The following is a 23127-nucleotide window of genomic DNA, read 5'->3' as shown; positions in this document are numbered from 1 at the left end:
CATCGGGACACATTCATGCAGACGAAGACGACAGCGGTAATCGGTTCGGGGCGCATCGGGCGCGCGTGGGCGATTGTGTTCGCGCGCAGCGGCTTCGACGTGAAGTTGCACGACGCCTCGCAAGACATGCTGAGGGACGCTGTCCCGGCCATTCGCGAAAGCGTGGAGGACCTCGCGTCGTTCGATCTGATCGACGAGCCGGCAGAGGCGATCGTCGCGCGCATCACAACATGCGAGACCCTTGCCGAAGCGGTCGCAGAGGCGGATCTCGTGCAGGAGAACATTGCCGAAATCGTCGACGTGAAGCGCACGCTCTTTGCGCAGCTAGACCGCCTGACGAAGCCCGACGCGCTGCTTGCCAGTTCGACCTCGGGTCTGCCGGCATCCACGTTCACCGAAGCGTTGCAAGGCCGCGCGCGCTGTCTCGTCGCGCATCCGGTGAACCCGCCGTCGCTCGTGCCGCTCGTCGAGTTGTGCGGGGCGCCCTGGACATCGCAGGACACGCTCGAACGTGCTCGCGTTTTCTATGAGCAAGCTGGACAGAAGCCGGTCACCGTGAATCGCGAAATCTCGGGTTTTCTGCTTAACCGCCTGCAAGGCGCGGTGCTCGATGAGGCGTTGAGCCTCTACGAGCAGGGCTATGCGAGCGCCGCCGATCTGGACACCGTGATGCGCGACGGTCTCGCGATGCGCTGGTCCTTCATGGGCCCGTTCGAGACGATCGATCTGAACGCGCCGGGCGGCGTGGCCGACTATGCACAGCGCTATGGCGGCACATACCGCAGCATCGCCGAAACGCGCGTGCCTTTTGACTGGGCCGCCGCCACGCTGGACCGCCTCGATGCCGAGCGGCGTGCCGCGCTGCCGCGCGAGCGTATCGAGGAGCGCAGCCGCTGGCGGGATCGGCGTCTGATGGCGCTGCTCGCTCATCGGCGCGCGCTCAAGGACAACGAGTGAACCGAAGCGCCAACATCGTGCCAACAAGGAGACGACGATGCCTGAAGTACGCTTGCTCGTGGATGCGAACAATCATCTTGGTGAAGGCCCGCTATGGGATGTCAAGGAGGAACGGCTGTACTGGATCGACAGTACCGCCGCGGAAATCTATAGCTGCCGCGCGGACGGCAGCGAGGTAAAGCGCTTTTTCGTGCCGCGTCATATCGGTTCGATGGCGCTGCGCGAGCAGGGCGGCGCGGTCGTGGCGCTTGCCAACGGCCTGCATTTTTACGACTTCGATGCGCAGACGGTGCAGTTCATCGCCGATCCGGAAAGCGACGATCCCGAGACCCGCTTCAACGACGGCAAGGTGGACCGGCGCGGCCGCTTCATCGCGGGCACGATGTCCTACGATTTCGACCGCTACGACGCGGATCGCGGCCAGCGCTCAACGCGCAGCGGCGGTCTGTACCGCCTGGATATCGACGGCACGCTGGCGCGGCTGGACTCGGGCATCAGCTGTTCGAACGGACCCTGCTGGAGCCCCGACAATCGCACGCTGTACTTCACGGACACGTATAGCAGTGAGATGTACGCGTACGACTACGACATCGAAACCGGCGCCGCCGGCAACCGCCGCCTGTTCGCATCGGCGCGCGACATGGCCGGCACTTTCGACGGCGCAACCGTCGATGAGGAAGGCTACGTCTGGTCCGCGCTGGTGTTCGGCGGGCGCATCTTGCGCTTCGCGCCGGACGGCAAGCTCGACCGCGTCGTCGAATTCCCGGTGCGCAATCTGACGAGCGTGATGTTCGGCGGCCCGAATCTCGACACGCTCTACGTGACGACGATGGGCCGCCCGATGTGGGGCATTCCGCAGAAAGAACGCGAGAAGGGCGGGTTGTTCGCGGTGACGGGGCTGGGAGTGCGCGGTTTGCCGGAGCCGCGTTTCGCTGGGTGAGAGAGCGGGCCGCCAACGTCACGCGATTCTTGCAAACTCCCCGGACAAAAGCAGTGTCGTTCGACATGGTTTCGCGCACGCCGTGCGCGGGCTGCATGCCGCCGGTTGGACCGGCCTGGGTAATCGCAGACAAGCAAGGAGGTTCATCGCTGCAAGTCTCTATCGCGGCTCCTCATTAGGGCGCACGCTGCGGCACCTTCGCAAGCAGGATATTGAGGCCCTCGGAGATCAGCGGATGCGCAATGATTGCATCGCGCACGGCCGTATAAGGTAATCCGCCGAGCATCGCCATCTGCACCGCGGTCACTACCTCGCCGGCATTGGTGCCCAGCATCGCAAAGCCAAGGATGGCGTCTGAGTCCGCGTCGATCAGCATTTTCATGAAGCCCTTCGTCGCGCCGTTCGTCCGCGCCCGCGGCACCGCCGCCATCGGCAGCTTTGCAACACGTACCGCGATGCCGCGCGCCTTCGCGTCGGCTTCGCTGAGACCGATACGACCGAGTTCCGGCTCGATAAAGAGCGCATACGGAATGATTCTGTCGCGCGTGGTTTTCGCATTTTCCCCAGCGAGTTGCGAGCGCAACACGCGGTAATCGTCGAACGATGCGTGCGTGAACATCGGTGTGCCTGCGACCTCGCCGATGGCCCATGTGCGCTCTGCTGTCGTCGCGAGACGTTCGTCCGTTCTGATGAAGCCGCGCGCGTCGACTTCGACCCCGGCGGCGTCGAGGCCGATACCGGACGTGCCAGGGGTGCGGCCCGCCGCGACCAGAAGATGACTCCCGCTCACCGTGCTGCCATTCTGCAGTACCACTGTCACCAACTCTCCCGACTTGCCCGTCACGCTGGCGGGTCTCGCGCCGGTTCTGATATCGATGCCTTCCTCTTTCAGCGCCGCCTCGATCGCCTCGGTGACGTCCTCGTCTTCACGCATCGCCACGCGCGGCGCGTCCTGTATCAGCGTGACCTTGCTGCCCAGTCTACGGAATGCCTGCGCCATTTCGAGCCCGATATATCCACCGCCGAGAACGATCAGGCTTTCGGGTAACGTCGTCAGCACCAGCGCTTCGACGTGCGTCAGCGGCTCGGCGGCCTTCAATCCCGGCACATCGGGAATCGCCGCCGTCGTGCCCGTGTTGATAAAAGCATGTTCGCCTTCGATCATTCGCAGACCGCCGTCATTGGTTTTCACTTCGAGCCGGCGCGGTCCGACAAAGCGGCCCGTGCCCAGCACGAGTTCGAGGCCGGAGTCACGCAACGCGTTGCGATTGATTTCCACCATACCGTCGACCACGGCTTTCACGCGCTGCGACACTTTGGCCATGTCCGCGGCCCTGCCATCCTGTCGATGCAGTATGTATTCGGTGCGCGCGGTCTGGATCAGCGTCTTGGTCGGTATGCATGCCACGTTGATGCACGATCCGCCGATCATGCCTCGTTCGATCACGGCAACCTTGCGGCCCGCCTGCGCGAGTTCCATCGCCAGTGTCTTGCCACCTTTGCCGCCGCCAAGAAATACATATTCGAAGTGCTCGATCGTTGTCATCGCGGAGTTCCTTTTTGCCCGTCAACTATCATCGCCCGACATCGGCGGTACCTTGAAAATCAGCACTAGCATCGTGCTGTGTGCTGCACGCCAATCCATCACGACGGCGCTTATGCCTGAGCGACCGTCCGCTCCAGTTGACGATGAATCTGCGCGACGACGGCAGCACCGTCTCCCACCGCCGCGGCAACACGTTTGGTCGAAGTCGAGCGGACGTCCCCCGCACAGAACACGCCGCGCACGCTTGTTTCATGCTCTTGCGACCCAGGTCCGGCGCCTTCGCCCGTAAGCACGAAGCCGTTTTTGTCGACGGCGACGCCGCATCCGTCAAGCCACGACGTGTTGGGAGATGCACCGGTAAACAGGAACACGTGTTCCGCGGATACAACCGACCGTTGCGTCCCGCTCAAAAGCTCTACTTCCTCGAGCGTCCTGGCGCCTCTCAGCGCGGTGATCTGAGTGCCGTACGTCACATCGACATTGTCCAGAGCAGCGATACGGTCGATGAGATATTGCGACATACTGGCCTTCAGGCTTTGTCCACGTACCAGCATGCGAACTCGCCGCGCGCGCGACGCGAGGTACACGGCGGCCTGTCCCGCGGAGTTTCCGCCGCCGACCAGCAATACGTCTTGTCCCGCGCAAAGCTTCGCCTCGACCGGCGAAGCCCAATAGTATGTTCCTCGTCCCTCGAAGCGTTCCAAGCCCTGAATGTCGGGTCTGCGATAAGCCGCGCCCGAAGCGATAACGATCGTTCGGGACCGGATGGTCACGGCGGAGGACAAGCGCAGCGCGAACGGCGTTATGCCGCAATCGAGGCTTTCCGCCTGAGCGGGAATGGCTACGTCGGCTCCGAATTTCTGTGCCTGTACGTACGCGCGGGCGGTGAGCGCATGGCCGGAGATGCCTGTTGGGAATCCGAAGAAGTTTTCAATGCGGGCGCTGGCACCGGCCTGTCCGCCTGGCGCACTATGATCGAGTACGATGACTCTCAGCCCCTCGGACGCGGCATAGACGGCTGTCGCCAAACCCGCCGGACCCGCTCCGACGATTGCGACGTCGTAGACATGCTCCGGATCGAAATCAGGGAGCCAGCCCAGCGCGTTGGCAAGCTCCGCTTCATCGGGTGCTCGCAAGATGGTCCCGTCTGGATGCAGCACGAGCGGGTAGTCGGCGTCATCGCGTACCCACTTCGCTACGTAACGGGCTGTGTCGTCGTCTTCTGACGACGCGCCGATGACCGCATGAGGAACATTGTTACGTCGCAGGAAACTTTGCAATGCGTGGAGGCGGGCGTTATGCGGTTGGCTGACTATAACGATCCCATTGCCTCGCTCAATAAGCGCAACCCGCCTGAGAATAAGCGCCCGCATAATGCGCTCACCCAGCTCCGCTTCGGCGATCAGGAGCGCCCGCAGTCTGTCGGGGAGGATGTGAATGGCCGATACATCGCCGACCGCATCGCCGTCCACTATGCATCGACCGCCGGATAGCTGTCCGACTTCCGCAACGAAGTGTCCCGGACCGTTTTCGCTAACGACGGCATGACGCCCGAACGCGTCGCGGCTACTCACGCGAATCATCCCGTGCAATACCACGCACATCCCGAACCCTGGCGCGCCGACTTCGAAAATCCGTTCCGATGTCCACGAACGAACAACGCCGTATTGACGCAGTCGTGCTAATTCGGCCTCGGTCAGTTGCGGATACTTCTGTTCATGACGGTCGGTAGCTGGCGCTAACCATGTGGAGCTGCTCATTTGCGTTCCTGCGGTTGCGTGCGCGATGGGAAGTTCCACGCGCCTGATTGAGCCGGCTATTACATCGACACAGACGTCGACACAGACATCGACACAGCGCGCTGTTATGCCGGACTAGCGGCACGGTATTGGCGGATAGGATGCTTATCATCCATGCCGCAGGCAGGCTTTTACAACGACATTTATACTCACGTTTTCGGACACCACGGCTGGCGTATTAATGCATCGGATTGGCTACTTCTTGACGGACGACTTCCAGGTCATGGCCATTGGGACCCAGACCGTATTTGAAATCGCCAACGTCGTTGCGCGCGAGCCTATTTATCATGTGACGAATTACTCGCTGCAGGGCGGAGAAATCCGCTCGTCGCTCGGCGTCTCCGTCATGACCAGGCCGGCCGATTCGAATGCGACGGCAGACACCTGGATGATCAGCGGCGTGGCCAATCCAACCGGCCGCACCACAACCGCCGAAGAACTCAGATTCATCAGCGAGGCGGCCGCGCGCTCACGGCGCACCGCGGGCCTCTGTACGGGTGCGTTCGTTCTCGCTGAAGCCGGGCTTCTAAACGGTAAACGCGCGACCACGCATTGGGCGTTCGCAGACGCTTTGCAGGCGCGCTGGCCGCTCGTTCAGGTCGAAGCCGACCGCATCTTTATCGTCGATGGCCCGATATGGACGTCAGCGGGTTTGACGGCGGCGATGGACCTGGCGCTTGGCCTGGTGGAGAAGGACATGGGTGCGGACTTCGCGACCAGGGTGGCGCGTGCGATGGTCATGACGCATCGGCGCTCGGGCGGGCAGTCGCAGCACTCTGAAATGCTGGCGCTCGCGCCAAAGTCGGACCGGGTCCAGAAGGCGCTCGAACATGCACGCCTCAATTTATCCAAACCCTTGCGCGTGGACGATCTAGCGAAGGCAGCGCATCTGAGCAGCCGGCAATTCGCGCGCATTTTTCTTTCCGAGACCGGCATATCTCCCGCGAAGGCAATCGAACGTCTGCGTCTGGAAGAGGCGAGAAATCTGATTGAACGTGGCCGTCATTCACTTGAAACAATTGCGCGCGAAACAGGATTTCGTGACAGGCGTCATCTCCGGGAAGTGTTCACGCGGGCCTATCAAATCACTCCTCAGTCGTTGAGGAGAGAGTCGCGGAATGTGACCGGCGACGATCACCCGATCGACGAATAGAAAGAGACGGCTTTAGTGCCGCGAGAAATTCGACGGGCTGCCAGTCGGTCATCCCTTCTATCTGGAATGTCCTAAAACATGACCTTTAACGTCATTTGAGTTGGTGGCCTTCGGCACCACAATTCACTCCGGCACAACTGTCTTCAACCGGAGTGACATGATGACGCAAGCACATTTGGGCACAGCACTGATTACGGGCGCATCGTCCGGTATGGGTGCGGTGTATGCCGAACGCCTCGCGCGACGCGGTTACGAACTCATACTCGTTGCCCGCAACCGTGAGCGCCTCGCCGCGCTAGCCAGCCGTATCACGACGCAAACCCAACGCAGTGTCGAGATTCTCGACGCCGACCTCGGGACTCGGGCCGGCCTTTCGATCGTCGAAACAAAGCTGAAACAGGACGCGACGATCACCCTGCTGGTCAATAACGCGGGCGTCGGTACGCACACGCCTCTCGAGGACAGCGACGTCGATGCGATGTCGCGCATGATCGATCTCAACGTGACGAGCGTGATGCGTCTTACCTACGCCGCCGTGCCCGGCTTTGTGTCGCGCGGCAAAGGCGCTGTCATCAATATTTCGTCGATCGTCGCGATTGCGCCGGAAGCGCTCAATGGTGTCTACGGTGGAAGCAAGGCCTTCGTGCTCGCATTCAGCCAGTCCCTGCACCACGAGCTTGCCGGCAAAGGAATTCGGATCCAGGCCGTGTTGCCGGGCGCAACGGCTACCGATTTCTGGCAAACGGGAGGGCTACCCCTCGAAAACCTGGACAAGTCGATCGTGATGTCCGCGGAAAACATGGTCGATGCGGCGCTGGTCGGGTTCGAGCGGGGCGAGCTCGTGACGATTCCTTCGCTGCACGACGTCGCCAAATGGGAAGAATACGAAAGCGCGAGGCGTGCAATGTCGCCGCTATTGTCGACCAACGTTCCGGCACCGCGCTACACGACCACTCACTGACATTGGTTGCCGATACACATCTACATTAAGGAAGCGGTGATCATGAAACTTTCAGGCAACACGATATTCATTACGGGCGGCACGTCGGGTATTGGACGCGCGCTCGCCGAAGCGTTCCATCAACGCGGCAACAAGGTGATCATTGCCGGGCGGCGCAAAGCGTTACTCGACGAGGTCGCAAAGGCGAACCCGGGCATCGGTGTCATGGAACTCGACATTGCAGACGGCGCGCAGATTCAACAGGTGGCAAGGCAATTGATCGGGCGCTATCCCACGCTGAACGTCTTGATCAACAACGCGGGCATCATGCCGTTCGACAACGCGGGCAGTGCGCTCGACGATGAGCAGGCGGTGCATCTGATCAATACAAACCTGCTCGGTCCGGTGCGGATGAGTGCGGCGCTTGTCGAACATCTCAAGCAGCAGCCGGAGTCGACGATCATCAACAACAGTTCCGTGCTCGCCTATGTACCGCTGGCTGCTACTGCGCTGTATTCCGCAACCAAGGCAGCAGTCCACTCGTACACCATGTCGCAGCGATTCATGCTGCGCGACACCAGCGTGCGCGTGCTCGAAATCGCGCCGCCGTGGGTCGACACGGATCTCGTCCACAGGAGTGGCGATCCGCGTGCAATGCCGCTCGATGCGTTCATCGCCGAGACCTTGGACAAGCTCGCTACCGCGACGCAGGAAGTGGTGGTCAGCGCTGCCCAGCCGCTGCGCGACAACGTCGGACCTAACGAGTATGCGTTCGTCGACCAGTTCAACCTCTCGTTGAAAGACAACCCCATTCCAGTAGCCTGACGTACCCGAACGGCGATCGCGACAAAGCGGCGCTCGGCGCCGCTTGCGCGGTCCGGCCGCTTGTCCGCCGTCCGCCGTCCGGCGCCGGAATCGCTCAACTCCAGTACTCGCTCATGACCCCAGCTATCCCTGCGAAAACCACGCGTGCGCTTCGCGCGCTCAGTTTTGCGTACTTCGTGCAAGCGACAGGCGCGTTGTCGGTCGTCGGCAGTCTCAATGCGATTTCGCGTGAATGGGGTCTTGCCGACGCGCAAAGCGTCTACCTGATATCTTTTTTTGGCGTGACCTTCGCGTTTGCCGCGCCTTTTCTGCAAGTCGGCTTCGGACATTTGCGACGGCGTCGCCAGGTGCTCATCGGGCTCTCGCTCTTCAGCGCCGCCGCATTGCTGTTCGCGGCCGCACCAAACTACTCCGTCCTCGTTCTGTCGCGCGTGCTGATGGGATTGGGCGCGGGATTTATTGGTCCTGTGCTTGGCGCATTGGGATCGAGCCTCGTTGAACCCAGGCATCAGGGCAGCGCGATCGCCATCGTTCTGCTCGGACTGAGTATCGCGGGTCTCGTCGGGATGCCGCTTTCGGCATGGGTCGCTCACGTGTGGGGGGCGCGGGCGTTATTCGTTGCGATTGCGTGCGCGGGCGCGGCAACAGCGGCGCTTATCGTGGCGGTCGTGCCCGATTCCAGCGAGGGCGAGCATGTCGAGCTCAGAACCGTTACATCGCTGCTAAGCCGTACCGAGACACTCAGCGCGTTTCTCGTCGTGTTTTTCATCGCGGCAGGCGTCTATTCGACGTACTCGTTTATTGCGCCGATTGTTCGCGACACGTTCCATGCCGGTTCCAGCGCTGTATCGGCCGCGCTTGTCGTGCTGGGCGTTGCCGGCGTCGCAGGCAACCTTTTCGTGACGCGTGCCGCGAGGCGCTATAGCGCGGAAGCGATGTTGACCGCTGGGCTCGCGCTGCTCGCCCTCGACCTCGCGTTGCTTTGGATGACGCCACCCCATCTGCAATGGTTCTTCGTTGCGCTTGCTGCCTGGGCATTCGCCACGGATCTGCTGTGGCCTTCCCAGCAGCGCCGGATCGTCGAGATGGTGCCGGACCGGCGCGGGACTGCATTAGCGTTGACTGCGTCGTTCGTATTTTGCGGAATCGGCTTTGGTTCGGCAGTGGCGGGGCATGTCTATCCGGTGTTCGGTTTTGCGGGTGTCATCTGCACCTCGTTGGGCTTCCTCGCACTTTCCGCTGTTAGTCTGATTATTTCGCGGGCTTCCGTTGTGAGGATTCAGGTGCCTGTCGCCGGCGGCTCGAGTCAGTCCTGATCTTCCAGTGCGCGCGCACGCGGACGAAATTTATCGTGAGCTTTGTCGATTTCCTCAAGCGTGGTTCGTCGTGTGTATAGGGCGGCAAGATTGCGGCAATGCGGTCCCGATGTCGCTTTTGCGCCCTTATTCATGACTCACGCAAACCGGAGATCGTTCATGACTTACATAGATGGGTTTGTCGCCGCGGTGCCCACGGCCAATCGCGAAACGTACAGGAAGCATGCCGAATCGGCAGCGGCCGTCTTCAAGGAGCACGGCGCATTGAAGGTGGTCGAGTGCTGGGGAGACGACGTCCCGGAAGGGAAGCTGACGTCTTTTCCGATGGCGGTCAAACGGCAGCATGACGAGGCGGTGGTGTTCTCCTGGGTTGTCTGGCCTTCGCGTCAGGCACGAGACGACGGCATGAAAGCGGTGATGGCCGACCCACGGCTGCAGCCCGACACGAATCCGATGCCTTTCGACGGCAAGCGGCTGATCTACGGCGGGTTTGAAGTGATCGTGGACGCATGAGGGGCAAAGAAGGCGGCGCCGGTCGGGTCGACAATGGCCAGGAGCCTGCGATGCACCTGAGTTTTCCGCAGGTCAGCCTGCGGGAACAGGCCGTTGAGGCGCTTTCCTGAAACATTCAATGGAGACGACGTATATGCAGCAAGATCCTGCCGACATCGCCCGTGCGAGTTATCTCGCCTATGTACATAAGGACCGCGCCGCCATCGAGGCGCTGATCGGCGCTGACTTCCATTTCACTAGCCCTCTGGATAACCGCCTGGATCGCAGCACTTACTTCACGCGTTGTTGGCCGAACAGCGAGACGATTACCGACTTTCAGTTCGTCGATGTCGTTGTTCATGGCGAACAGGTGTTCGTCGTTTACGAAGCAACGACTCTTGGCAGTCGACGATTCCGCAATACGGAGCGGCTGACCGTCCGCGGCGGCAAGATCGTCGAGGCAGAGGTCTATTTCGGCTGGTCCCTTCCGCACGACGCGCCCGATGGCGGATATGTGACGTCGGTCGCGTAGCAACTCATTGGATGCCAGAAGCGCGGTTTTGCGCGGTTGTCGGCAATGGGACAACCGGATGACCTGGCCGCGATGCGCGCATCGCGGCTATGTGCTGCAGACCGGCCGCGTGGTGTTGTCGGGCACCGCAAGCGAACTGCTCGGCGATCAACGGATTCGCGATGCTTATCTCGGCGGATCGCTTGCGGCGGAAACGGGGTCGTGAGCGCGACGGATTGTGGATTGCCCTGGTGCGTTGCGTGGATAGACGACAGGTTCCGCGCGGACACCCGCACTGAAAACGCGAACACGGGAATACCCAACCCCGCCGCCGCGCCCCACCCATTATCAGAAACGCTGCTTAGCACCTGAAAATTGCTTGGTTTGTGCCGTGCGCGAGCGTTGCTAGAGTCCACTTCTCACGCTAAGGCACGCGCTATTCGACCTCGCGCGCGGCCCATCAAAACAACAGGAAACCACCGCTATGAATCTCAGAGTGCTTGGCGCAGCGATCGCCGGAAGTCTGCTTGTCATGTCCGCCGCCGCGCACGCGGATCGCCTCGACGACATCAGGAAGGCGGGCGTATTGCGCGTGGCCGCGTTCGACAGCAATCCGCCGTTCGGCTTCGTCGATCCGAAGAGCAATCAGATCGTCGGGCTCGACGTCGATTATGCGCGAGCGCTCGCCACGCGCCTCGGCGTCAAGCTCGAGATCCAGCCGACCAATCCGGCGAACCGCATCGCGTTCCTGAAGTCGGGCAAGGTGGATCTCGTGTTCGCCAACTTCACGATTACCGACGACCGCAAGAAGGAAGTGGATTTCAGCACGCCGTATTTTGCGTCGGGCACGCAATTCATCGCGAAGAAGGGCACGCTTACTTCGCCGCAACAGTTGAACGGTTTGCGGATCGGCGCCGACAAAGGCACGACCAATGAGCAGCAGGTGCGCGCGCAATTCCCGAGCGCGACGATCATCGCTTACGACGACACGCCGTTCGCCTTCGCCGCGCTTCGCACGGGCAACGTGCAGGCGATCACGCAGGACGGACCGAAGCTCGTCGCGTTGCTGGCGAAGGTGCCGGACAAGGCGAACTACGAGATCCCGCCGTTCACGATCTCCAACGACTACGAAGGCGTGGGCGTGCCGAAGGGCGAGACGCGCCTGCTGAATGTCGTCAACGACACGCTGAAGGATCTCGAAGCCAAGGGCACGGCCGGCACGATCTACGATACCTGGTTCGGCCCGAAGAGCGCCGCGCCGCTGCCGCGTCTGTTCAGGATCGGCGATCCGCAGAAGAGCTGAACGCCCGTCGCTTGACAGCCGCCTCGACATGGCCCGGTCACGAAACGCGTGACCGGGCCTTCTTGCTGATACAGGACCGCGTTTTCTCCAAATGCATTTGATGAACTTCTGGCTGGGCCCGCGCTATCTCGGCTGGCTCGCGCACGGCTTCCTGATCACGCTGATCCTGTCGGCGTGCGTGAGCGTGTGCGCGACGTTGCTTGGATTCGGGCTGGCAATGGCCCGCATCGCGCAACATCGCGCGGTCGCCACGGCGGCGAAGCTCTACGTACTCGTGTTTCGCAATTCTCCGTTGCTGGTCCAATTGCTGTTCTGGTACTTCGGCGCGGCAATGCTGCTGCCTTCCGCGTGGATGACGTGGCTGAACACGCCGCATGTCCTGAGCGCCGGGCCGTTTGCGCTGCACTGGCCGAGCTTCGAACTGTTCGCCGGCTGGCTCGGGCTGACGTGCTACAGCACGGCCTTTATCGCCGAGGAGTTTCGCGCCGGAATCCGCGGCGTGGGCATCGCGCAATATCAGGCGAGCGCGGCATTGGGCATGACGCGTTACGCGACCTTGCGGCACGTGGTGCTGCCGCAAGCGGTGCGGATCGCCACGCCGCCGCTCGCGGGGCAATACATGAATATCGTGAAGAACTCGTCGCTGACGATGGCGATCGGCGTCGCCGAGTTGTCGTATGCGTCGCGCCAGGTCGACACGGAAAGCTTCCGGACTTTTCAGGCGTTCGGCACGGCAACCGTGCTGTATGTCGGCACCGTCGCGCTAATCGAAACGGCTCTCGTGATCTGGCAGCACACGGGCGTACGCGCGCTGCAACGGGGGCGAGCATGACCGCCCTCGAGTGGCTGCCGACGCTGCGCTATCTGCTGCTCGGTGCGTTTCCCAACGGGCCGCTGGGCGGCGCGGCGCTGACGGTCGTGCTCTCGGTGGTGTCGGCGTTGCTGTCCGCCGTCGTGGGATTGGCGGGCGGCGTGGCGCTCGCGCTGACACGCGGCGGCGCATACGTGGTGCTGCTCGGAATCGTCGCGTTTTTCCGCGCAATTCCGGTGCTGATGCTGATCTTCTGGACCTTCTTCCTGATGCCGACGCTGCTGCATATCGACGTGCCGGGCCTCGTCGCGGTGGTCTGCGCGCTGTCGCTGATCGGCGGCGCGTATCTGTCGCATGCGGTGCATGCGGGGATCGTGTCGGTCGGCGCGGGCCAGCAGCAGGCGGCGCTGTCGCTCGGGCTCACGCGCTGGCAGGCATTGCGTCATGTGGTGCTGCCGCAGGCCGTGCGCATCATGCTGCCGTCATTCGTGAATCAGTGGGTGTCGCTGGTGAAGGACACGTCGCTCGCGTATATCGTCGGCGTGCCGGAATTCACGTTTCTCGCCAATCAGGTCAACAGCCGTCTGATGATTTATCCCGCGCAGATTTTCGTATTCGTCGGGATCGTGTATCTGGTTTTGTGCTCCGCGCTGCAATGGATCGCGTCTCGGGTGTTGTTGCGGGAACGGGCGGTTCACGTGACGCGCATCGATGCGGCAACGGAAATGGAAACCGAGGCCAGTACGGTGCGCGATGAACAACACGGCGTGGCGGTGCGTTGATGCGATGAGTTTGCGCATCGGCTGCGGGCCGTGAGCGGAGAGCAGGCGAGAGCAGAACAGACACAAGCCGGCTCGCGATAAAGCGAATACCGGCCCGTGTCCCTTGCGTTTAACCGCGCGCAGTGCAAGTGCGCGATGCCTTGCGGCAGACGGTACGGGTACTTAGAAATCGAGTCCCGGCCCGCCCGCGCCGGGACCGCCCGGCTGTCCCGCTGCCGGCGCATCCTTCGGCGCTTCATGGACGGTGGCGTCGGTGGTGAGCAGCAGACCCGCGACCGATGCCGCGTTTTGCAGCGCCGTGCGCGTCACCTTGGTCGGATCGAGCACGCCCGATTCCACCAGGTCGCCATACTCGCCGGTCTGTGCGTTGTAGCCGAAATTGCCCGTGCCTTCCGCCACTTTCGCGACGACCACGCTGGCCTCTTCGCCGGCATTCGTCACGATCTGCCGCAGCGGTTCTTCTAGCGCGCGCAGCACGATCTTGATGCCCGCATCCTGATCGGCATTCACGCCCTTGAGCGCACTGATAGCCTGCTTCACGCGAATCAGCGCGACGCCGCCGCCCGGCACGATGCCTTCCTCGACAGCGGCACGCGTTGCATGCAGCGCGTCGTCGACACGGTCTTTCTTTTCCTTGACCTCGATCTCGGTCGCGCCGCCGACCTTGATGACCGCCACGCCGCCCGCCAGTTTCGCGACCCGTTCCTGCAGTTTCTCGCGGTCGTAGTCCGAACTGGCTTCCTCGATCTGCGTGCGAATCTGCTTCACGCGTGCTTCGATGTTCTTGCTGTCGCCCGCGCCGTCGATGACGGTGGTGTTTTCCTTGCCGACCTCGATCCGCTTGGCCTGACCGAGTTCCGCGAGCGTCGCTTTTTCGAGCGACAGTCCCGTTTCTTCGGCGATCACCTGGCCGCCGGTCAGAATCGCGATGTCTTCGAGCAGCGCCTTGCGGCGATCGCCGAAGCCCGGAGCCTTCACAGCAACCGTCTTCAGAATGCCGCGAATGTTGTTGACCACGAGCGTAGCCAGCGCTTCGCCTTCGACATCTTCCGCGATGATCAGAAGCGGGCGGCCGGCTTTCGCGACCTGTTCGAGAACCGGCAGCAGATCGCGAATGTTCGATACCTTCTTGTCGTGCAGCAGCACGAACGGGTTATCGAGCACGGCCACCTGTTTGTCCTGATCGTTGATGAAATACGGCGACAGGTAGCCACGATCGAATTGCAGACCTTCCACCACGTCGAGTTCATCGTCGAGCGACTTGCCGTCTTCCACGGTGATCACGCCTTCCTTGCCGACACGGTCGATCGCTTCGGCAATCCGCTGGCCGATCGACTCTTCGCCGTTGGCCGAGATCGTCGCGACCTGAGCGATTTCCTTGCTGGTCGTGGTCGGCCTGCTGATCTTCTTGAGCTCGTCGATCGCGGCGATCACGGCCTTGTCGATGCCGCGCTTCAGGTCCAGCGGATTGAGGCCCGCCGCCACATACTTCTGTCCTTCACGGACGATGGCTTGCGCGAGCACGGTCGCGGTGGTGGTGCCGTCGCCGGCGGCGTCGCTGGTGCGCGAGGCGACTTCCTTCACGAGCTGCGCGCCGATGTTCTGCACGCGGTCCGGCAATTCAATTTCCTTGGCGACCGAGACGCCGTCCTTGGTCACGATGGGCGAACCGAAGCTGCGTTCGAGCACAACATTGCGGCCCTTCGGACCGAGCGTGACCTTGACCGCGTTGGCCAGAATGTTGACACCTTCCACGAGTTTCGAGCGGGCGACGTCGCTGAAAATGATTTCTTTTGCTGCCATGATTTGACGCTCCGTTCGTTATTGAGTGACCACTGCCACGACATCTTCTTCGCGCAGCACGAGCAGTTCGTTGCCGTCGACTTTGACCGACTGTCCCGCATATTTGCCGAACAGCACGCGCTCGCCGACCTTGAGGTCAGGTTCGACGCGCTTGCCGTCGCTATCGCGCTTGCCCGGACCAATGGCGATAACTTCGCCCTGATCGGGTTTTTCGGCAGCGCTTTCAGGAATCACGATGCCCGAAGCGGTTTTGGTTTCCTGGTCGAGACGCTTGACGATCAGGCGGTCATGCAAAGGACGTAGGCTCATGGTTCGATATCCGCGTGTGAGTTTTGGCACTCGTCGTTGGTGAGTGCTGACCGGAATCGAGTATAGAAAGAAGAGCGCGCGTTGCTCCAATAAGCGATTCATCGAAGGTTATGCGCGTTTGGCATTTGGGTGGAGGCTAGTCGCCCGTTGCTTGCCGTTCGGTCTCCGGGCCGATATCGGGCCAGGGAAGAGAAAGCGGCCACACTATCGATATGAGCAACGCTTCGTTGGCCGGCTGATATCCGCTAGCTACGATGGTCGGTCATTCGCTACGAGCGCAGTCACGCTGCGCGCTCTTCGATGGCCGTTCCCATTCTGACCGTCGCCGCCGTTTCGAAACGCTTCGGCCCCACGCTGGCGCTCGATTCCGTCGACTTCTCGATCAGCGCCGGTGAAGTCGTCGCGCTGATGGGCGCCAACGGCGCGGGCAAATCCACACTGGTCAAAATCTTGAGTGGGGTTTATCGCCCCGACGGCGGCAATCTGAGCTTGCGTGGCGAGCCGTTCCAGCCCGCGTCGCCGCATCACGCGAAACAGCTCGGCATTGCCACCGTCCACCAGTCCATTGCTGATGCGGTGGTGCCGACGCTTTCCATAGCGGACAACCTGTTGCTCGACCGCCTGTGCGATCCGGCCTCGCCGTGGCGCGCGCCGCCGGCAGCGCGCATTCGTGACGCAGCGCCGTTGGCCGCGCGGGTAGGGCTGGACGCCGATCTGGCTGCGCCCTTGGCGTCGCTGTCGCTCGCCGCGCAGCAGCTCGTGACGCTGGCGCGTGCTTTGGCTACGCGACCGGCGCTGCTGATTCTCGATGAACCCACGGCCAGTCTGTCCGAGCCGGAGGCCGAGCGTCTCTTTGCGTTGCTCGAGCGCTTGCGCGATGAAGGTGTTGCGATTCTGCTGGTATCGCATCGGCTCGGCGACCTGCGTCGTATTGCGCAGCGCGTGACGATTGTGCGCGACGGCCGCATCGTCTCCGACTTGCGCGCGCCGATCGATTTCAACGCCGCAGTGGAAACGATGATCGGCCGCAAACTGCGCAGCGATCGCAACGCGGCCGTCTCCACTCATGCTGCTCTCTGCGCTCAGAAGCCCTGCTTCAGCGTACGCGATCTGCAATTGACGCCCGGCAGCGTCTCTTTCGATCTCGACGTGCAGCAAGGCGAAATCGTCGCGATCGCCGGGCCGGTCGGCGGGGGCAAGTCGCGTTTTGCACGGGCCATTTTCGGCGCGATCCGCACAGCGTCCGGCACGATGACGCTCGACGGCAAGCCGTGGCGTCCGCGCTCACCTGCCGACGCAATCCGCGCCGGTGTCTTCCTCGCGGGCGAAGACCGTTGGCGTACATCGCTGTTTCCGGACAGCGTACCGTTCGCGTCGATCGCGGGCACACTCAGCTTTCCGTTTCTCACGCGCTGGTTCAGGCGGGGCGTGGTCAATCGCGGCCGCGAACAGCGCGCGGCGGCCGACGCAATCGACAACTTCGGGATTCGCTGCACGGGTCCGGATGACCGGCTCACGCGTCTATCAGGCGGCAATCAGCAGAAAGTCGTGCTCGCGCGCTGGCATGCGCAGCCCGCGCGTTTGCTGCTGCTCGACGAACCGTTTCAGGGCGTCGATGCGGGCGCACGCGCCGATATCGTCGATACGTTGCGGCGTCACGCCGGCCAACGCGCCACGCTCGTTTTCGTCAGCGATCTCGAAGAGGCGCTCGAGATCGCCGATCGCGTTGTCCGTTTCGATCGGGCCACGCTCGAGCCTGCCGCCCATTCCGACCTCAATCTCCACACTCACTCATGAAAACCAGCTCTTCGATTGCATCCGAGGCCGTCGATCAAAACGCGCACGCCGCACGAACCCCGGTCGCACGCAAAGGCGGCGCATTGCGCAGCCTGCGAGGCCACCTCGAACGAACCGGCATGCTCCTCGTGCTCGCGCTACTGATCGTCGTCTTTGCGCTCAACCAGCCGGCGTTTCTGAATATCGACAACCTGTTCAGCATTTTGCAGTCGGTGTCGATTGTGGCGCTGCTCGGAATCGGCGTGACCGTGACGCTTGCGGCGGGCGGTTTCGATCTGTCGGTGGGCAGCGTGGCCGCATCGGCGCAGATGGCGGCGAGCTATGTGTTGATCGTCTGGCACGGCAATACGCTCGCGGCGGTCGCCGCATGCTTCGTCCTCGGCGTGCTGGCGGGTCTCTTCAACGGCCTGCTGATTACGCGCCTGCGCGTGCCGGATCAGCTTGCCACGCTCGGCACGCTGTTTCTGCTGGCCGGCTTGCAATTGATACCCACAGGTGGCCGTTCGCTCGCCACGGGTACGATCCTGCCCGACGGCACGGAAACGACCGGCGTATTCCCCGATGCGTTCCTGGCGCTCGGACGTCTGCGTCTATTCGACATCGTGCCGCTGCCGGTGATCGTGCTTGCCGTGTTGACGGTGGTGGCTTGCGTGCTGATGGAAAGCACGCGCTGGGGCCGCGTCATTTACGCAATCGGCGGTAACGAGACGGCGGCGCGTCTCGCTGGCGCACCGACTGCGCGCTACCGGATCGCCGCGTATGTCGTGTCGGGCGCGATTGCTTCGCTGGGCGGCGTGCTGATTGCCGCGCGCGTCGGCCGTGGCGATGTCAGCGCGGGCCATTCGATGCTGCTCGATGCCGTCGCGGCATCGCTGGTCGGATACGCGGTGTGGGGCGCCAAGCGGCCAAACGTGTTCGGCACGGTCGTCGGCGCAGTGTTCGTCGGTGTGTTGTTGAACGGCTTGACGATGCTCAACGCGCCGTACTACATGCAGGATTTCATCAAGGGTGTGCTGCTGGTCGGCGCGTTGGCATTTACGTTTAGCGTGGGACGTGGCGCGGAATCTCACGCATAACGGGCGCGGCGCTGAGCGAAGCTGACGGCCAGCACGGCGAAGATCAATGCGCCGGTCGCCACTTGTTGCCAGTAGAAATTCCAGCCGATCAGCAAGAGTCCGTTTGCGACCAGACTGAGCAGCAGCACGCCAAGCAAGGTGCCGACGACGCCAGGACGGCGCGTCGGCGACAACGTGGTGCCGATAAACGTCGCACCGATCGCATTGAGCAGATAACCGTTGCCGGCCTGCGGAACGTACGCTTTGACGGTGGACGAAAGCAGCAGTCCCACGACGCCATAAATCAACGCGCTGGCGATAAAAGTCACTGCCGTGATCGTCGCCACCGGCAGCCCCGAATAGCGTGCAACGCCAGGTTGCGCGCCAAGCGCCGTAATCGCCCTGCCGAACGCGGAGCGCGAAAGCGTGACGTGTACGATAAGCGCCAATGCAGCGACGATCCATAACGGCACCGGGAGGCCGGCTACGGCGCCATGCGCGAGCGCACTGAATAGCGGCGGCAACGCCATATTCAACAGATACACGGGCTGTCCGCCATCGGTCGCGAGTTGTTGCACGGTTTGTCCGATGAACAACGTGCCGAGCGTCGCGAGAAACGGCGCGATGCCGAGTCTGCCGATCAGCACGCCGTTGAACGCGCCAATTACGAATGCGGCGGCGAGACCGCCCAATGCCGCCGGCAACACGCCCACATGATGTGCGCTCAACAGCACGAACGCGAGACTGGCGACGTCGATAGACGTGCCGAGCGACAGATCGATCGCACCCAGGGACAATGCGAGCGTCATGCCAAGCGAGGCGATAGCGAGCAATGCGAAGTTGTTGAGCAGAACGTCGGCGAGATTGCCGGCCCGCGCAAAACCGGGCGCAAAAACCGCAAAGAAAACGATCACGGCGATCAATGCGCCGACTAGCGCGAAGCGCTGAAAGCGTCCGATGGTTTCAATCATGGGCGTGACTCCCCGCATGACGGCGGCGGACCAGAGCAGTGGTGGCGACCACAAACAGAATCAACACGCCTTCCACTCCGTTGACCCAATAGCTCGATACATTGTCGAGTTGAAAGCCGTTGCTGATCACGCCGATAAAAAGCACGGCGAGCAGCGTGCCCGGAATGGTCGGCACGAGGCGCCGCGAAAACACGACGCCGAGCAATGCCGCCGCGACGGTCGCCAGCAGATTTTCTCCCGCGCCCGGTGAACTGCCGCTGAGTAGCGCGGTGGAAGCCAGTGCCGCCAACGCAGCCGCCACGCCGCTCAACACGTAACTGGCCGCAATGTAGCGATGAGTTCGAACGCCCGCTGCCTGCGCGGCGTCGCGATGAGCGCCGACCGCGCGCAAGCGCAATCCGAACGGTGTGTAGTGAATCAGCAAGGTGAAGAGCGCGGCAACGAGCAGCAACGTATACGCAAGATGGGGCACGCCAAGCGCGCCATTGTCAAGCAGGAAGCCAGGCAATGCTCCGCTTGCAGGCACCGACGTATTCTGCGTGAGCACCAGTTCGAATCCGGCGCAGAGATTCATCGTCGTCAGGGTGGCAAGCAACGGGAAGATGCGCAGTACGATCACGGCGAACGCGTTGAGCGCACCGACTGCGGCGCCCGCTGCTAGCGTCAGCGCGAAAGCGCTCAAAGGCGAAAAGCCCTCGCGCAGCGTCACCGCGTACACCGCCGCACTCAGCCCGAGATTGGCCGCGACGGACAGATCAAGGCCGCCTCTGATCGGATCGGCACCGCCGCCTATCAGCACAATCGTCAACCCAAAGCCGAGTATTCCAACGACTGCGGATTGCTGCACGACGTTGGCCAGATTGGCGAGGCTGAAAAAGAGCGGCGAACTGATGGCAAAGCCGACGAACACTGCGGCAAAGGCGAGCGCCGCACCGCTGCGCAGCCACCATTGCGCGCCGAAGAAGCGTTCGGGCAATTCGAATTTGCCGCTACGTGGCGCGTTTTCGAGAACCTTGCTCATGCGGCAACCTCCTGTTGCGACGACGCGCCGCGTGCACCGGTTGCCCATGCGAGCACGTCCTGGCTATCGGCTTCGCGTGAGACGAGTTCGCGTACGATCCGGCCTCGCGCCATCACCAGCACGCGGTCGGTCATGCCGAGCAGTTCGATCAGATCGCTGGAGAACAGCAGTACGGCGGCACCGTCCCGCGCAAGCCGGTCCAGCAGACGATAGATCTCCGTTTTTGCGCCGATGTCGACGCCGACTGTAGGCTCATCGAGCAGATACACCGACGACGCGCGGCTCAGCCACTTCGCGAGCGCGACTTTCTGCTGGTTGCCTCCGGACAGATGCCGCACCGGCGCTTCCGTGCCCGGCGTGCGCACGGCCAGATCCTCGATCAGACCTTGCACGGCGAGGGTCTCGCTGCGTTGCTTCAGCAGCCCGAAGCGACTGAAGCGCGCGAGACTGGCAAGCGTCGTGTTCTCGCGCACGGAAAGCGCGGGCGCAACGCCGTGCGCGCGCCGGTCTTCCGGAACGAAGGCAATGCGTCGGCGCACGGCGTCCTGCGGACGTCGCAAACGCACCGGCTTGCCGTCGATTTCGATCACGCCCTCGACGCCGCGTTCAAGCCCGAACAGACTGCGGATCACCTGCTTGCCGCCGGAGCCGAGCAAACCGGTCACGCCGATAATCTCGCCGCGCCGCACATCGAACGAGACGTCTTCGAAGCGGTTTTGCGCGCTCAGATTGCGTACGCTCAACACGGTTTCGCCAGGTGTGCGCGCCGACTGGGGCATACGCGTTTGCGGCTGCGCGCCGATCATTGCCGTGACGAGCGACTCCGTAGAGGTGGTGCGTGCATCGACATGAGCGACGTCCGCGCCGTCGCGCAGCACGGTCACGCGATCGCAGACAGCGGCGATTTCATTGAGGTAATGCGACACGTAAAGGATGGTCAGGCCGCGTTGCCGCAGACGATCGATGGTCTGCAGCAAGCGGTCCACTTCGCGGCTCACCAGCGCCGCGGTCGGTTCGTCGAAGACGAGGATGCGCGGCTCGCGAATCAGTTCGCGCGTGATCTGCACGATCTGCTGTTCAGCGACGCTGAGATCGGCTATCAGCCGGTTGGGCGGCAAGTCGACACCGAAGTGTTTCTGCAACGCGTCACGCGCATCGCGCTGCATGCGGCGCACGTCCAGTAGACGAAACGGGCCCGCCGCGCGTGGACCGAAGCTGCGTTCGTCGCCCAGCCAGAGCGCTTCCGCGACCGTGAAGGTGGGCGGCAGCATGCGTTCCTGATGGATGAAGCCAATGCCGGACCCATGCGTGTGAGCGGACGCATCGAGCGGTTGTTCGATGCCGTCGACGCTGATCGTGCCCGAATCCGCTGCGTGAATACCGGCGAGAATCTTGATCAGCGTCGATTTGCCCGCGCCGTTCTGGCCGATCAGACCGTGTACGCTGCCGCGCGCCACGTTGAGCGACGCGCCGCGCAGCGCGGGCACGCCGTCGAAATGTTTGACGACGTCGCGCAGCACAAGCGCGGAAGGATGCGCCTTTGGATTCATTTCGAGCCGAGTTGTCCCAGGGTTTGCTGGACGTTGCCGGCGTTGTCCTTGGTGACGAGAATCGACGGCACGTAAGTGTAGGGCGGCAAGGTGCGGTCGCCCGCGAGGTAGCGCGCGACGTTGTCCACGGCCGTCTTGCCGATCAACGCCGGTTGCTGTGCGACCACGGCGCCTGCGCTCGACTTCGGGTCCTTGACGAGCGCCACGACGTCCGGGCTGCCATCCACGGCGTAGGTTCTGATTTCATTTCGATGCGCGGCATCCACGGCCTGCGTGGCGCCGACCTGCGGCACGTCCCATGCCGACCAGATCGCGGCAATCTGCCCCTTCGGATACTTCGCGAGCAACTGGCTCACTTGCGCATACGCGCTTTGCACCGTGTTCGGGATTACATCGCGCAACTCGGGCTGGATGATGTGCACTTTCGGGTAGTACTTCAGCACGGCTTTCAACTGGTCGTAGCGGATTGCGCAAACCGGCACGCCGTAAAAACCATTGAATACGAGGATGTTGCCCTCGCCGTGAATGTCGTTGACGAGCTTCAGCGCAAGCTGTTCGCCGATGAAGAAGTTATCCGAAGTCGTGTCGTTGATACTCGACGGAGATGCTGTGTCGATTGTGAACAGCGGGATGTTGGCCTGGCGTATTTTCTGCAACCACGGCTCCAGTACTGTTGCAGTGCCCAATTGTTCGATGATCGCATCGGGCTTCTGCGCGATCAGCGTCTGGATCTGCGCAATCTGGCGGTTGTCGTTGCGGCCCGCGTCGAGCGCGATCGGTGTGCCGCCGAGGCGTTTTACTTCATCCACGGCGCCCTGGTAGGCTTTCAGATCCCAGTAATGATCCGTGCCTGCCACAGTAATGCCGATGCGTTTGCCCTTGAGCGAGGGCACCGGCGCGACGTTATCGCCCGTGGACGCCGCCACGGGCGTTTCGCCTTGCGCGTGCGCTGGAGAGAAGAGGCCTCCGGCGAGTGTGAAAGCGGTTGCGGCGAGCAGCGAGAACAGAGTGGGCAGAGTGGGCAGAGGGCGTTTCATGGTGTCCGGTTTGAAGAGGCAAGAAGGTCCATCCTGCGATGACTCTAATCAACAACGCATCGCGCATGAAACTATCGAATCGGACTATCTTTATCAGGTCGGCTGCGAAGTGCTTATCTGCGGTTGCGGAAAAATTCGTTTGCCATCCGAAGGAATATTCATTTCATAAACGTTCAGTTTGCGCGCGTCGTACCCGCTGATAGATTGTG

The 23127-nt window shown here is 62.3% G+C and carries 21 protein-coding genes and 1 pseudogene; 14 read left to right on the top strand and 8 right to left on the bottom strand.

The window, feature by feature from the left end:
* The first annotated feature begins 15 nt into the window (after window positions 1-15).
* Entirely contained in the window at window positions 16-957 is a 942-nt protein-coding gene (locus tag CUJ91_RS10825) for a 3-hydroxyacyl-CoA dehydrogenase (protein WP_107706634.1), read from the top strand.
* A gap of 37 nt (window positions 958-994) precedes the next feature.
* A complete protein-coding gene (locus CUJ91_RS10820) occupies window positions 995-1897 on the top strand; it encodes an SMP-30/gluconolactonase/LRE family protein (RefSeq protein ID WP_114156210.1) in 903 nt (300 codons plus the stop codon).
* Window positions 1898-2072: 175 nt separating this feature from the next.
* Here the strand turns inward: CUJ91_RS10820 and CUJ91_RS10815 are convergent, their stop codons facing one another.
* Window positions 2073-3443 (bottom strand): FAD-dependent oxidoreductase, encoded by a 1371-nt coding sequence (locus tag CUJ91_RS10815; RefSeq protein WP_107706635.1) that lies wholly within the window; start codon window positions 3441-3443, stop codon window positions 2073-2075.
* A 110-nt stretch (window positions 3444-3553) separates the two neighbouring features.
* Window positions 3554-5203 carry an FAD-dependent oxidoreductase gene (locus tag CUJ91_RS10810; protein WP_107706636.1) on the bottom strand — a complete coding sequence of 550 codons (1650 nt, stop codon included), beginning with the start codon at window positions 5201-5203 and terminating at the stop codon, window positions 3554-3556.
* Window positions 5204-5423: 220 nt separating this feature from the next.
* Here CUJ91_RS10810 and CUJ91_RS10805 point away from each other — a divergent pair, with 220 nt between their 5' ends.
* The 10 genes and pseudogenes from CUJ91_RS10805 to CUJ91_RS10760 all read left to right on the top strand — a co-directional run bounded on the left by CUJ91_RS10805 (window position 5424) and on the right by CUJ91_RS10760 (window position 13375).
* A complete protein-coding gene (locus CUJ91_RS10805) occupies window positions 5424-6395 on the top strand; it encodes a GlxA family transcriptional regulator (RefSeq protein ID WP_114156209.1) in 972 nt (323 codons plus the stop codon).
* A gap of 160 nt (window positions 6396-6555) precedes the next feature.
* Window positions 6556-7356, top strand: a complete 801-nt coding sequence (locus CUJ91_RS10800; protein WP_053858320.1) for an SDR family NAD(P)-dependent oxidoreductase — start codon at window positions 6556-6558, stop codon at window positions 7354-7356.
* A gap of 42 nt (window positions 7357-7398) precedes the next feature.
* Window positions 7399-8160: an SDR family oxidoreductase gene (locus tag CUJ91_RS10795; protein WP_114156208.1), complete on the top strand. Its 762-nt coding sequence runs from the start codon at window positions 7399-7401 to the stop codon at window positions 8158-8160.
* 113 nt (window positions 8161-8273) lie between these two features.
* Complete coding sequence (locus CUJ91_RS10790) at window positions 8274-9476, top strand: MFS transporter (protein WP_107706638.1); 1203 nt, start codon at window positions 8274-8276, stop codon at window positions 9474-9476.
* A 159-nt stretch (window positions 9477-9635) separates the two neighbouring features.
* Window positions 9636-9989, top strand: coding sequence for a DUF1428 domain-containing protein (locus CUJ91_RS10785; protein ID WP_006052629.1), 354 nt, complete (start codon window positions 9636-9638; stop codon window positions 9987-9989).
* 133 nt (window positions 9990-10122) lie between these two features.
* Window positions 10123-10500 (top strand): nuclear transport factor 2 family protein, encoded by a 378-nt coding sequence (locus CUJ91_RS10780; protein WP_107706812.1) that lies wholly within the window; start codon window positions 10123-10125, stop codon window positions 10498-10500.
* A 76-nt stretch (window positions 10501-10576) separates the two neighbouring features.
* Window positions 10577-10705 (top strand): annotated as a pseudogene (locus CUJ91_RS10775) (ABC transporter ATP-binding protein); the annotation flags it as partial.
* 258 nt (window positions 10706-10963) lie between these two features.
* The gene (locus CUJ91_RS10770) at window positions 10964-11782 is read left to right on the top strand and encodes an ABC transporter substrate-binding protein (protein ID WP_107706639.1); all 819 of its coding nucleotides are present in this window, start codon (window positions 10964-10966) and stop codon (window positions 11780-11782) included.
* Between the two features lie 91 nt (window positions 11783-11873).
* Window positions 11874-12614 carry an amino acid ABC transporter permease gene (locus CUJ91_RS10765; protein ID WP_181324801.1) on the top strand — a complete coding sequence of 247 codons (741 nt, stop codon included), beginning with the start codon at window positions 11874-11876 and terminating at the stop codon, window positions 12612-12614.
* Window positions 12611-13375 carry an amino acid ABC transporter permease gene (locus tag CUJ91_RS10760; RefSeq protein WP_114156207.1) on the top strand — a complete coding sequence of 255 codons (765 nt, stop codon included), beginning with the start codon at window positions 12611-12613 and terminating at the stop codon, window positions 13373-13375. The genes CUJ91_RS10765 and CUJ91_RS10760 overlap by 4 nt, the downstream gene beginning before the upstream one ends.
* 162 nt (window positions 13376-13537) lie before the next feature.
* Here CUJ91_RS10760 and groL read toward each other — a convergent pair whose 3' ends face one another.
* Window positions 13538-15178, bottom strand: coding sequence for a chaperonin GroEL (groL, locus tag CUJ91_RS10755; protein ID WP_006052636.1), 1641 nt, complete (start codon window positions 15176-15178; stop codon window positions 13538-13540).
* Between the two features lie 18 nt (window positions 15179-15196).
* On the bottom strand, window positions 15197-15487 hold the full coding sequence (locus tag CUJ91_RS10750; RefSeq protein WP_006052637.1) for a co-chaperone GroES: 291 nt from the start codon (window positions 15485-15487) through the stop codon (window positions 15197-15199).
* A gap of 300 nt (window positions 15488-15787) precedes the next feature.
* Here CUJ91_RS10750 and CUJ91_RS10745 point away from each other — a divergent pair, with 300 nt between their 5' ends.
* Window positions 15788-17284 (top strand): sugar ABC transporter ATP-binding protein, encoded by a 1497-nt coding sequence (locus CUJ91_RS10745; protein ID WP_114156206.1) that lies wholly within the window; start codon window positions 15788-15790, stop codon window positions 17282-17284.
* On the top strand, window positions 17281-18360 hold the full coding sequence (locus CUJ91_RS10740) for an ABC transporter permease (RefSeq protein ID WP_114156205.1): 1080 nt from the start codon (window positions 17281-17283) through the stop codon (window positions 18358-18360). The genes CUJ91_RS10745 and CUJ91_RS10740 overlap by 4 nt, the downstream gene beginning before the upstream one ends.
* On the opposite strand, the gene CUJ91_RS10735 is transcribed toward CUJ91_RS10740, so the two are convergent.
* Genes CUJ91_RS10735 through CUJ91_RS10720 form a run of 4 tightly spaced genes read right to left on the bottom strand, consistent with a single transcriptional unit; the run spans window position 18351 to window position 22918 of the window.
* A complete protein-coding gene (locus CUJ91_RS10735) occupies window positions 18351-19310 on the bottom strand; it encodes an ABC transporter permease (RefSeq protein WP_114156204.1) in 960 nt (319 codons plus the stop codon). The genes CUJ91_RS10740 and CUJ91_RS10735 overlap by 10 nt on opposite strands.
* Window positions 19303-20331, bottom strand: a complete 1029-nt coding sequence (locus CUJ91_RS10730; RefSeq protein WP_114156203.1) for an ABC transporter permease — start codon at window positions 20329-20331, stop codon at window positions 19303-19305. Before CUJ91_RS10730 ends, CUJ91_RS10735 begins: the two co-directional genes overlap by 8 nt.
* Complete coding sequence (locus CUJ91_RS10725) at window positions 20328-21881, bottom strand: sugar ABC transporter ATP-binding protein (protein WP_114156202.1); 1554 nt, start codon at window positions 21879-21881, stop codon at window positions 20328-20330. Before CUJ91_RS10725 ends, CUJ91_RS10730 begins: the two co-directional genes overlap by 4 nt.
* Window positions 21878-22918, bottom strand: coding sequence for a sugar ABC transporter substrate-binding protein (locus CUJ91_RS10720; RefSeq protein ID WP_114156201.1), 1041 nt, complete (start codon window positions 22916-22918; stop codon window positions 21878-21880). The genes CUJ91_RS10725 and CUJ91_RS10720 overlap by 4 nt, the downstream gene beginning before the upstream one ends.
* Between the last annotated feature and the right edge of the window lie 209 nt (window positions 22919-23127).

This window comes from Paraburkholderia graminis (assembly GCF_003330785.1).
Taxonomy (GTDB): Bacteria; Pseudomonadota; Gammaproteobacteria; order Burkholderiales; family Burkholderiaceae; genus Paraburkholderia; species Paraburkholderia graminis.
The sequence above is the reverse complement of the archived record's forward strand: the minus strand, read 5'-3'. Positions and strand labels throughout refer to the sequence as shown.

What these genes read in the sequence shown, in the direction of transcription:
- CUJ91_RS10825 (WP_107706634.1), top strand. Translation starts at nt 16, where the DNA reads ATGCAGACGAAGACGACAGCGGTAATCGGTTCGGGGCGCATCGGGCGC.
- CUJ91_RS10820 (WP_114156210.1), top strand. Translation starts at nt 995, where the DNA reads ATGCCTGAAGTACGCTTGCTCGTGGATGCGAACAATCATCTTGGTGAA.
- CUJ91_RS10815 (WP_107706635.1), bottom strand. Translation starts at nt 3,443, where the DNA reads ATGACAACGATCGAGCACTTCGAATATGTATTTCTTGGCGGCGGCAAA.
- CUJ91_RS10810 (WP_107706636.1), bottom strand. Translation starts at nt 5,203, where the DNA reads ATGAGCAGCTCCACATGGTTAGCGCCAGCTACCGACCGTCATGAACAG.
- CUJ91_RS10805 (WP_114156209.1), top strand. Translation starts at nt 5,424, where the DNA reads ATGCATCGGATTGGCTACTTCTTGACGGACGACTTCCAGGTCATGGCC.
- CUJ91_RS10800 (WP_053858320.1), top strand. Translation starts at nt 6,556, where the DNA reads ATGACGCAAGCACATTTGGGCACAGCACTGATTACGGGCGCATCGTCC.
- CUJ91_RS10795 (WP_114156208.1), top strand. Translation starts at nt 7,399, where the DNA reads ATGAAACTTTCAGGCAACACGATATTCATTACGGGCGGCACGTCGGGT.
- CUJ91_RS10790 (WP_107706638.1), top strand. Translation starts at nt 8,274, where the DNA reads ATGACCCCAGCTATCCCTGCGAAAACCACGCGTGCGCTTCGCGCGCTC.
- CUJ91_RS10785 (WP_006052629.1), top strand. Translation starts at nt 9,636, where the DNA reads ATGACTTACATAGATGGGTTTGTCGCCGCGGTGCCCACGGCCAATCGC.
- CUJ91_RS10780 (WP_107706812.1), top strand. Translation starts at nt 10,123, where the DNA reads ATGCAGCAAGATCCTGCCGACATCGCCCGTGCGAGTTATCTCGCCTAT.
- CUJ91_RS10770 (WP_107706639.1), top strand. Translation starts at nt 10,964, where the DNA reads ATGAATCTCAGAGTGCTTGGCGCAGCGATCGCCGGAAGTCTGCTTGTC.
- CUJ91_RS10765 (WP_181324801.1), top strand. Translation starts at nt 11,874, where the DNA reads ATGCATTTGATGAACTTCTGGCTGGGCCCGCGCTATCTCGGCTGGCTC.
- CUJ91_RS10760 (WP_114156207.1), top strand. Translation starts at nt 12,611, where the DNA reads ATGACCGCCCTCGAGTGGCTGCCGACGCTGCGCTATCTGCTGCTCGGT.
- groL (WP_006052636.1), bottom strand. Translation starts at nt 15,178, where the DNA reads ATGGCAGCAAAAGAAATCATTTTCAGCGACGTCGCCCGCTCGAAACTC.
- CUJ91_RS10750 (WP_006052637.1), bottom strand. Translation starts at nt 15,487, where the DNA reads ATGAGCCTACGTCCTTTGCATGACCGCCTGATCGTCAAGCGTCTCGAC.
- CUJ91_RS10745 (WP_114156206.1), top strand. Translation starts at nt 15,788, where the DNA reads ATGGCCGTTCCCATTCTGACCGTCGCCGCCGTTTCGAAACGCTTCGGC.
- CUJ91_RS10740 (WP_114156205.1), top strand. Translation starts at nt 17,281, where the DNA reads ATGAAAACCAGCTCTTCGATTGCATCCGAGGCCGTCGATCAAAACGCG.
- CUJ91_RS10735 (WP_114156204.1), bottom strand. Translation starts at nt 19,310, where the DNA reads ATGATTGAAACCATCGGACGCTTTCAGCGCTTCGCGCTAGTCGGCGCA.
- CUJ91_RS10730 (WP_114156203.1), bottom strand. Translation starts at nt 20,331, where the DNA reads ATGAGCAAGGTTCTCGAAAACGCGCCACGTAGCGGCAAATTCGAATTG.
- CUJ91_RS10725 (WP_114156202.1), bottom strand. Translation starts at nt 21,881, where the DNA reads ATGAATCCAAAGGCGCATCCTTCCGCGCTTGTGCTGCGCGACGTCGTC.
- CUJ91_RS10720 (WP_114156201.1), bottom strand. Translation starts at nt 22,918, where the DNA reads ATGAAACGCCCTCTGCCCACTCTGCCCACTCTGTTCTCGCTGCTCGCC.